Here is a 3,596-nt window from a genome sequence, read left to right on the forward strand (position 1 = left end):
AGCCCGATCGAGTTCGAGGAGAGGTACTACTCCGATCAGGCAACGACCAGAAGAGCGAACCTGAAACCCCGTCAACCCTCCCTGACCAGCTGATCAGCATCTCCCGAGTAACGGGGGAACCTCACAGACGACGGAGAGAGCGCCACAGGTCCGTTCACAGGACCGGTGGAGTTCATGAAGGCGCGCACCCAACGCCTCTCACCCGTGGTGCACTCCGAGTACGTCAGCGGCGACGTGGCCGACCGTGACAAGTCGTCCACCACGATCACGGAAGACGACTTCCTGGGGGATCGATTCAGCCCTCAACGGTTCGCCGTGGGGATCAAGGTCCGAGGCTGCGTACACGTCGTGGCCGACAAGCGCGACAACAAGCGCCCTGTGTGGTTCTACGGACTCACGGACCACTCATGGGCGTGCGTGATGTTCCGCGACGGGGACGACGCGCAGGTGTGGCAATCGGGCCCCCGCAAGCTGTGGGACGAAGCCGAGTCCGCGTACCGCTGGTGGGCGGGGAAGGGCAAGCCCGGATACGAGCGCTTCGGGCTCACCGTTACAGCGGAAGGGCAGAGCGCATGGGTAGATGACCCGGCTGAATCCTGGCAGGTCTGAGACCCGCCCGCAGCGCCACACAATCGCCACAGGGCACCCAGGAACGGACGGAAATGGAACCGACCACCCAGGGTTGCCGCATCCGTGTGCCTCACACGAGAAGGCCCCCTGACCTGCTTATTCGCAGCTCAGGGGGCTTTCACAAACTAACCGACAGACGAGTCAGCCTATACGCCGGGTTCTGTCGCCGGCGGGCCTCGCGGCCCGTCGGGAGACGGCCATCCATCTAGGGCCGGCGTTGCCACCGGCCTCGTGCGGTCTACCCGCGGACTCGGGCGAGCAGCCCTCGAACGTCCGCGCAAGGCCGTCTTGCGACGACCTCTCTTGACCTTGCTCCGGGTGGGGTTTACCTAGCCGCCTGAGTCACCTCAGGCGCTGGTGGTCTCTTACACCACCGTTTCACCCTTACCCGGGACCGAAGTCCCGGGCGGTCTACTTTCTGTGGCACTGTCCCGCGGGTCACCCCGGGTGGGCGTTACCCACCACCCTGCCCTGTGGAGCCCGGACGTTCCTCGGCAGCACCCCGAGAGGTACTGACGCGACCGTCCAGCCGGCTCGTCTGCCGTGCCGACCATGCTACCCGCCCGGGTCGGGCCGCCCCGACGCGACGACGGGGACGCTCGCGGTCAGGGTTGCCCGATGACAGATATATGGCTGCCCGTCGAGCGGGCGCTGTACAGCCTCGGGCTGTGGGTGGCCCGGCGGCGGCACGGCCTGGGCGACGGCGCGCACCCCGCGCCGTACACCGGGCCGCAGACCGCGATGCTCTACGCCCTGCTCTTCGTCTCTCTCGTCGAGACCGTGATGCTGGCGCTGCTCGTCCCGTGGCCGCTGGTGCACCGGATTGTGCTGGTCATCGATGTGTACGGGGTGGTGCGGGTGCTCGCGTTCCAGGCCGCCTGCGTGACGCGGCCCCATGGGGTGGAGGCGGACGGGTCGCTGCGCATCCGGTACGGCGTGCTGTGGGACGTGCGGGTGCCTGCCGCGGCGATCGAGTCCGAACGGGTCGACCTGCGTTTCACCAAGGTGGACGAGGACGGCGTGCTGACCCTGGCCGTGGGCGAGCAGACCTCCGTGACCGTGGAGCTGACGGAGCCTGTCGGATACGTACGGCCGCTCGGGGCGCTCGGTGAGGCGCGGGCCGTACGGTTTCACGCCGACGACCCGCGCGCCCTCGTCGCCGCCGTCACACGGGGGCGAACAGCACCTTCGCCGACCCCGGGTCCGCCTGGGTGAGCCGGACCCTGATGCGCTCGCCCAGCGGGAGGCTGCCGTCGCCCTCGATGCGGGCGACGATCGCCGGGTCCTCCAACTGGACTGTGCCTACGGTGGGTTCGTTGTCCTTGATGTCCACGACACGGGCGTCGAACAGTTCGCCCACCCGGTCCTCGAGCACCGCCGCCTCGACGAGGTCCACGCACTCGCGCTCGGCGGTGTTCGCGCGCCGGGTGCCGTCAGCCATCTCCTGCGGGAGCGCGGCCAGGGCCTCGCGGGTCCACGCGGGCGGCTCCTCACCCGCGGCGGCGGCGAGGCACAGCTCCCCGGCGTAGCGGTCGACGAGGCGGCGCAGCGGGGCCGTGCAGTGGGTGTAGGCGGCGGCGACCGCGGCGTGCACGGCGGGTTCGGGGACCTCGCCGTGCTCGAAGACGGTGTAGCCGGCACCGCGCAACAGCGTCGTGCACTCCTGGAGGAACGCGGCGTGCGCGGGCCTGCTCGGGTCGAGGGAGCGGATGACCTCGGAGTACGGGACGTGATGCGGCCAGTCGATACCCAAGGCCTTGGCGGTGCGGCGCAGTCGGGCCACGGCGCCGTCGGGGGCGGTCGGCAAGGTGCGCAGGATGCCGGTGCCCGCGGCCGTCATCAGGTCGGCGGCGGCCATGCCGGTGAGCAGGGAGATCTGGGCGTTCCAGCCGTCGGCGGGGAGCGGGGCGCGGTATTCGATGGAGTACGCGCCCTCGCGCTCGACAACCTCCTGCTCGGGCACGTTGAGGGAGATCCCGCCGCGTTCGCGTTCCAGCGCCTCGCGCAGTAGCCCGATGTCCTTGAGCAGCGCCAGCGGCTCCTCGGCCGTCCCCGCGTCGATCCGCCGCTGGACGCCGGCGTAGTCGAGCTTGGCCCGGCTGCGTACGAGCGCGCGGCGCACGTCCGTCGCCTCGGTGCGGCCGTCCGCGTCGAGGTCGATGCGCCAGAGCAGGGCGGGGGTGACCTGGTCGGGCAGCAGGCTCGCGGCGCCCTCGGAGAGCAGCGGCGGGTGCAGCGGGACCTTCCCGTCGGGAAAGTAGAGGGTCGTCACCCGGCGGTGCGCCTCCGCGTCGAGGGCGCCGCCGGGGGTGACGAAGGCGGCGACGTCGGCGATCGCATAATGCACCCGGAAGCCGCCGCCCTCACGTCGGGCCAGGTGCATGGCCTGGTCGAGGTCGACCGAGGTGGGCGGGTCGATCGTGAACAGGGCGAGGTCGGTCGCGTCCTGTTCGGGCAGCCGCGGCGCCTTGGCGGCGGCCTCCGCTGCCGCGAGGACATCGGGCGGGAACTCGCCCGGCACGTCGAGCCTGGTGCGCAGCGCGCGCAGGGCGGCCCGTAGTGCGGCTTCGGCGGCACCGGTCACGTGGATATGGCGGCGGGGCATGGTCCGAGCGTAGGGCGGACACGGGCTTGGGGCGCGGTGGGTGGGTGAGTCAGTGTGAGTGAGTGGGCAGCTGGGCGGTGCGGGTGCTCGGGCCAGTACGGGTACGGGGTGCCGGTACGTGGGCCGGTACGGGTGCCGGTACGGGTGCCGGTACGGGTGCCGGTACGGGTGCCGGTGCCGGTACGTGGGCCGGTGCCGGTACGTGGGCCGGTGCGGGTATGTGGGCCGGTGCGGGTTGCCTGCGGCGCTGGTCCCCTACCCGCCCCTTCCCGTAACTGGGGCTCCGCCCCAGACCCCGGTCCTCAAACGCCGGACGGGCTGAAGCGGGCGGGTTTTCAGCCCGTCCGGCGCTTGAGGGCAC

Annotated in this window: 2 protein-coding genes, 1 other RNA gene and 1 pseudogene; 2 read left to right on the top strand and 2 right to left on the bottom strand. The window is 71.0% G+C overall.

Annotated features, from left to right (window positions below; genetic code table 11):
* Positions 1-129 precede the first annotated feature (129 nt).
* A pseudogene (locus QMK30_RS38140) lies at positions 130-609 on the top strand (methyltransferase domain-containing protein); the annotation flags it as partial.
* A gap of 154 nt (positions 610-763) precedes the next feature.
* Here QMK30_RS38140 and rnpB read toward each other — a convergent pair.
* Positions 764-1,167, bottom strand: an RNA gene (rnpB, locus tag QMK30_RS38145) — RNase P RNA component class A.
* Positions 1,168-1,248: 81 nt separating this feature from the next.
* Between rnpB and QMK30_RS38150 the strand changes: the two genes are divergently transcribed.
* Entirely contained in the window at positions 1,249-1,845 is a 597-nt protein-coding gene (locus QMK30_RS38150) for a hypothetical protein (RefSeq protein ID WP_283522917.1), read from the top strand.
* On the opposite strand, the gene QMK30_RS38155 is transcribed toward QMK30_RS38150, so the two are convergent.
* Positions 1,796-3,235 carry an RNB domain-containing ribonuclease gene (locus QMK30_RS38155; RefSeq protein ID WP_283522918.1) on the bottom strand — a complete coding sequence of 480 codons (1,440 nt, stop codon included), beginning with the start codon at positions 3,233-3,235 and terminating at the stop codon, positions 1,796-1,798. The genes QMK30_RS38150 and QMK30_RS38155 overlap by 50 nt on opposite strands.
* Positions 3,236-3,596 lie beyond the last annotated feature (361 nt).

This window comes from Streptomyces sp. H27-C3, assembly GCF_030063415.1.
Lineage (GTDB): Bacteria > Actinomycetota > Actinomycetes > Streptomycetales > Streptomycetaceae > Streptomyces.

What these genes read in the sequence shown, in the direction of transcription:
- QMK30_RS38150 (WP_283522917.1), top strand. Translation starts at nt 1,249, where the DNA reads ATGACAGATATATGGCTGCCCGTCGAGCGGGCGCTGTACAGCCTCGGG.
- QMK30_RS38155 (WP_283522918.1), bottom strand. Translation starts at nt 3,235, where the DNA reads ATGCCCCGCCGCCATATCCACGTGACCGGTGCCGCCGAAGCCGCACTA.